This window comes from Nocardioides sp., assembly GCF_016462705.1.
Classification (GTDB): Bacteria; Actinomycetota; Actinomycetes; order Propionibacteriales; family Nocardioidaceae; genus Nocardioides.
Genome location: NZ_JAEMSS010000240.1, coordinates 1 through 5,130, shown reverse-complemented (window position 1 = coordinate 5,130; position 5,130 = coordinate 1). Strand labels below are relative to the sequence as shown.

Here is a 5,130-nt window from a genome sequence, read left to right as displayed (position 1 = left end):
ACCCGGCTCGGTGCTGGTCGCGCTGCTCCCCGGCGGGGAGCCGACCCGCGGCACCGGACGCCGCCGGCGCACCGACGACCGTGCCTCCCGACCGGCGTCGCCACCACCGGGCGCCCTGTCGGTCCTGTGGTTCAGCGTCGCCGTCGGCCTCGCGCTGGTCGCGGGATGGGCGGCCTCCCAGGAGCCACCCTCCGACCTCCGCACGACGACCGTGGTCGTGCTCGGTGCCGCGGCGTTCCTCGGGATCCTGCCGGTCGGACGCTACGCCGCGCACCGGATCCTCGCGGCCCCCGTGTTCGCCGCGGCAGCCGCCTTCGTCGTCGCGTGGGACCCCGCGCCCGAGCGGCTGCCCACGATCATCGGGGTGGCCGCCCTGACCGGCGCCGTGACCGCGGCCGTCGCCCGCGCCCTGGACCGACACTCCGAGGAGGCGCTCCGGGTCTGGGTGGTCGTGGGCTCCCTGGTCTTCGTGCTCACCTGCGGCGCAGCGCTGCTGGACTTCCGGCCCCAGGTCGCCTGGGCGCTGCTGCTCCTGCTCGCCACGCTCGCGGCGCGGTTCGTGCCGTCCTTCGCCATCGACGTGCCCGACCAGTTCCTCATCGACCTCGAGCGGCTCGCCGTCACCGCCTGGTCGGCCCGTGACCGCCCGACGGGGCGGCGCGGTCGCATCGTCGTGCCCCCGCGTGCGGTCGAGCTCGTCGCGGCGCGCGGCACCCGCATCGTCACGGCGGCCGCCACCGCGATCCTGGCCGTCGTCGTGGTCTCCGCCCCGCTGCTGCTGGAGGCCGCCACCCAGCGCCACGACGGGGTGGGCGCGCGGGCCATGGTCGGGTTCTCCGGGCTGTCCCTGCTCTTCGCCGCCCGCAGCTATCGCCACCTCGGGGCCCGGGCGCTGCTGCGGGTGGCCGGCCTGGCGTGCGTGCTGGTGCTGCTGGTCGTCGTGCTGGTCGAGGGAGGCGCCGGCTCCGACCTGGCCATCGGCATCGTCGCCCTGGTGCTCGCCGGCGCGTTGATCCTGCTCGCGGTACCGCTGGGCCGTGGCTGGCGCTCGGCCTGGTGGTCGCGTCGGGCCGAGGTCGCGGAGAGCATCTGCGCGTCCTTCGCGGTGGGTGCGGTGGTGGTCGCCGTCGGCCTGTTCCGCCACCTGTGGGAATTGACAGGCTGAGGTTTAGGGGTCTAGGCGCCGGGTAAAGACGTGCTTGTCCCGCTCCTCACCGGGAGCGAGGCCCCGAGACAGCGTTCCACCTGACGAAGAACCCACCCCTCATGCGCGGCTAACCGTCGCCAGAATCGAAGGAGAAGGCCATGGCAGAGACCGCCAACGAGTTCGGCCAAGGCGAAGGAGTCCTGACCCGCGCGGCCGGGATGGTGTCCGACGCGCGGATCGACTTCAACAACATCAGCCGCCAGCTGTCCGACCAGATCGCCGGCGTGCAGGGTCGCTGGGGCGGCCAGGGCGCCACGGCGTTCTTCGCGCTCCAGCAGGCCTGGACCGAGAAGCAGCAGGTCATCGTCGACGCCCTCAACGAGTTCGAGAACTCCCTCGGCGTCACCGAGCGCGACAACATCAGCACGGACGACGCCCAGGGCGCCAACTTCACCAACCTTTCCAACCGCATGGGCAACTGAGGAGCATCGACATGAGTCTCGACGGAATTCGCGTCAACCACGGTGCGGTCGACCAGGCCGCGGCCGACATGTACCAGAAGGTCAAGGACATCGACGACCGCATGAACCGCCTCGAGCAGGAGCTCGAGCCGCTGCGCAGCCAGTGGGTCGGTAACGCGCAGGAGCAGTACCGCGTCTCGAAGGCCAAGTGGGACTGGGCCATCCAGGAGATGCGCGACCTGCTCGACCGCAGCAGCCAGACGGTCTACCAGTCCAACGCTGAATACAAGGCCGCGGACGCCCGCGGCGCCGCTCAGTTCGAGATCTGAGTCCTGGGTCCCGGGTCCGTCGGACCCGGACCTCGGAGGGGTCGACACATGACGTGTCGGCCCCTTCGCACGTCCTCGTGCCGCCGCACCGCCACATGCAGACACACGTCCACATGCAGTCACTCTGGGCGGGCGGGGTCGGCGGGTAGCATGCGGCTCGCTCGTCCGCTGCGCACATCTTGGGAGAAAGAATGAGCCAGACCCCCGTCGGGACCTCGGGACTGGTGCGCGTGACGGTCACGTCCGGCACCCGTCGCGTCGACCTGGTGCTGCCCGGGGCCGTGCCGGTCGCCGAGCTGGTGCCCGAGCTCGCCCGCAGCGTCGGCATGCTCGACGCCACGACCGTCTACGGCGGCTACCACCTGCTGACCTCGGAGGGTCGCCGGTTGGCCAGCGACTCCGGTCTCACCCTCCAGGGCGTCGAGGACGGCGTGACGCTGACCGTGACCGCCGGCATCGACGACGCCACACCACGGGTCTACGACGACGTGGTCGAGGCCATGACCGACGTCGTGGAGCGCGACCTCAAGCCCTGGCAGCCCGCCTCCGGGCGCCGTACGGCGTTGTCGGCGGGGGCCATGCTCATGGCCCTCGGCGCCGTGGCGCTGCTGGTGCAGGACGGCTCGCAGCTGGCGGCCGTCGCGGCGGCGACGGTGGCACTCGCCCTGGTCGCCGGCGCGATCGTGCTCTCGCGGGTGCAGGTCGAGGCCGAGGCGGCCGTCGCCGTGGCCTGGATGGGGGCGGGCTACGCCGCCGTGGCCGGCTTCATGCTGGCTCCCGAGGGCGGCCTGTCGGACCTCTCCGGCCTGCCGGTGGCCTTCGCCGGTGCCGGGGCGCTGGTGGCGGGCCTGGTCTGCCTGGTCGGTCTCGGTGACGGTCGGACGCTGGTGATCCCACCCGTCGTGGTGGGTGCGGTCTTCGTCGGCACCGGCTTCCTGGTCGACTCCACCGACGTCGACCCAACGATCCTGCTGCCCGTCGTGATGACCGTCGTCGTGATGATCGGCAGCATCTTCCCCTGGCTGGCCCTCGGTGTCACCAAGACGACCGTGGACCAGCTCTACTCGACCGCCGACATCACCGCCGACCCCGACGAGGTGGACCCCCGCCGCGTCGGGGCCGACGCCCGCGTCGCCCACGAGATCCTCGTCGCCATCTCCGGCACCGTCGGCCTCCTGCTCGTCCTCGTCGCGCCGGTGGCGGTCTCCCGCGGGCTCTTCGGCACGCTGCTGGCCGTCGTCGCGTGCCTGATCGTCATGCTGCGCACCCGCCAGTACCGCACGGGCTCCGAGGTGCTGGTCGGGCTCGTCTCCGGCATCGCCGGACTGGTCGCGGTCGCCGCCTCCGTCCTGACCATGCACGAGGCCTGGCGCCCGGTCGCCGCCGTGGTCCTCGCTGCCTCGGGCGCCGTGCTGCTCGCGGTCACGCTGCTGCCCACGACGCCGTCCGTGCGCCGCGGCAGGTTCGGCGACGTCGTCGAGAGCATCGCCCTCCTGACCCTCCTGCCGCTCCTCGTGCTCGCCGTCGGCGTGTTCAAGTCGATCGTCGAGGGCTGATCGCCGGTGGCCACCAAGAAGGACCTCGTCGAGGCCCATGCGTTCAGTCGTCGCCGTCTCGTCACGGCCTTCGTCTCCGGCGCCCCGGGCGGACGCGAGGTCGAGCCGACGCGACCGGGACGCACGATCATCGGGGGCGCGGCCCTGGCCGTGCTGCTCCTCGCGGGTGCGGCCATCGCCGGGGTCTTCAAGCCCGACGTCAACATCGACTGGGACGAGCCGGGCCTGGTGCAGTCGAAGGAGAAGGGTGCCTCCTACGTCATCCTCGAGCCGGACGAGGACGGCAACCCGCAGGTGCGGCCGGTCATCAACATCACCTCGGCCCAGCTGATCCTGGGCGAGGAGAACGCCGTCCCCGAGGTCGTGCCGCAGTCCGAGATCGACACCAACACCCCGGGCGCCGACATCGGGATCCTCGGTGCGCCCGTGACCGTGCCCGAGACCGACGACCTCATCCAGACCGGCTGGACCGCCTGCACCGACGACGGACTGGGCCTGCACCTCGACGTGTCCGAGACCGACCGTGTGACGGCCGCTCCCGAGGCCGGGCTGCTGGTCAAGAGCCAGGGTTCCTTCTACGTCATCGCCCAGTCCCGGCCCGAGGGCACCGAGCTGTCGCGCGCCTACAGCTATGCGCTGCCCAAGAACCTGCCCGGCCTCGACAACACCCTGCGGGCGCTCGGCCTGCCGATCCTCGAGCAGGCCAAGGTCGTGCCGGCTGACTGGCTCGCGCTCTTCCCGCGTGGTGGGTCCCTCGACTTCACGAGCTTCGGCCTGGCCGGCTTCGGCGAGGTGTCCGACCAGGCGGGCCAGGGAGGGCTCCCGGACAACGTCCGGATCGGCGACTACTACGAGATCGACGGGCAGCTCTTCGTCGTCACCGAGGACGGTCCGGCCCAGTTCAGCGAGTTCGCACGGGCGGTCTACCTCGACGCCCGCCTGCCCCGGGTCGCGCGCGACCTCGGGCTGACCACCCCGCCCGACGTCACCGCCGGCGTCGAGCCCTACCTCGACGCGGACTGGCCGGGGGCGGTCCTGCGCCCCGTCGTGGGTGAGCAGTGCGCCCGGCTGGAGCCGGCCTTCGGCTCCGTCCCGGGTGTCGTGCTGGTGGAGCTGCCGGAGGACGAGGCCAGCGCCGCCGAGGTCGAGGGTGGCCAGCGCGACGTCACGGTCGACCCCGGCAAGGGCGCCTTCGTGCTGTCCGGCGGCTGGGAGAGCTCGCAGGTCGGCGAGCCGTTCGTCATCGACGCCAAGGGCTACAGCTATGCCCTGATCGGCACCGACGCGGTCACCAACCTCGGCTTCGACGACGACGAGGCGCCCGTGGTCCCCGACAGCTGGCTCGAGCTGTTCGTGGAGGGCGAGGCCCTGTCGGTCGACGCCGCGCTGTGCCCGCCGACCCGGCCGGAGGAGCTGGGGCAGGGCGCCGAGGACGAGCAGGCCGGCGAGAGCCGCTCGTGCGAGTGAGCCGTGCTGCCCGGGGCGGCCGGGCCGGGGTCGCGGCCGGCCTGACGCTCGGGCTGCTGGCCCTGGGCGGCACCGCGCCGTCGTACGCCGTCGACCAGGGCTGCGAGAACATCGCCACCGACCAGGCCGACGTCGTGACGACCGAGCGCACCGGCTCCCCGGTCCAGCTG

Annotated in this window: 5 protein-coding genes; all 5 read left to right on the top strand. The window is 72.5% G+C overall.

The genetic code is table 11. The features are described 5' to 3' along the window. The coding region (locus JHD21_RS20395; protein WP_292679098.1) for a hypothetical protein at positions 1 to 1,165 on the top strand (1,165 nt) is incomplete at its 5' end. Between the two features lie 140 nt (positions 1,166 to 1,305). Then, a complete protein-coding gene (locus tag JHD21_RS20390) occupies positions 1,306 to 1,629 on the top strand; it encodes a WXG100 family type VII secretion target (protein ID WP_292679096.1) in 324 nt (107 codons plus the stop codon). Between the two features lie 11 nt (positions 1,630 to 1,640). After that, the gene (locus JHD21_RS20385; protein ID WP_292679094.1) at positions 1,641 to 1,937 is read left to right on the top strand and encodes a WXG100 family type VII secretion target; all 297 of its coding nucleotides are present in this window, start codon (positions 1,641 to 1,643) and stop codon (positions 1,935 to 1,937) included. A 191-nt stretch (positions 1,938 to 2,128) separates the two neighbouring features. Continuing rightward, positions 2,129 to 3,493 (top strand): type VII secretion integral membrane protein EccD, encoded by a 1,365-nt coding sequence (eccD, locus tag JHD21_RS20380; RefSeq protein WP_292679091.1) that lies wholly within the window; start codon positions 2,129 to 2,131, stop codon positions 3,491 to 3,493. A gap of 6 nt (positions 3,494 to 3,499) precedes the next feature. Beyond that, positions 3,500 to 4,960 carry a type VII secretion protein EccB gene (gene eccB, locus JHD21_RS20375; RefSeq protein ID WP_292679086.1) on the top strand — a complete coding sequence of 487 codons (1,461 nt, stop codon included), beginning with the start codon at positions 3,500 to 3,502 and terminating at the stop codon, positions 4,958 to 4,960. Positions 4,961 to 5,130 lie beyond the last annotated feature (170 nt).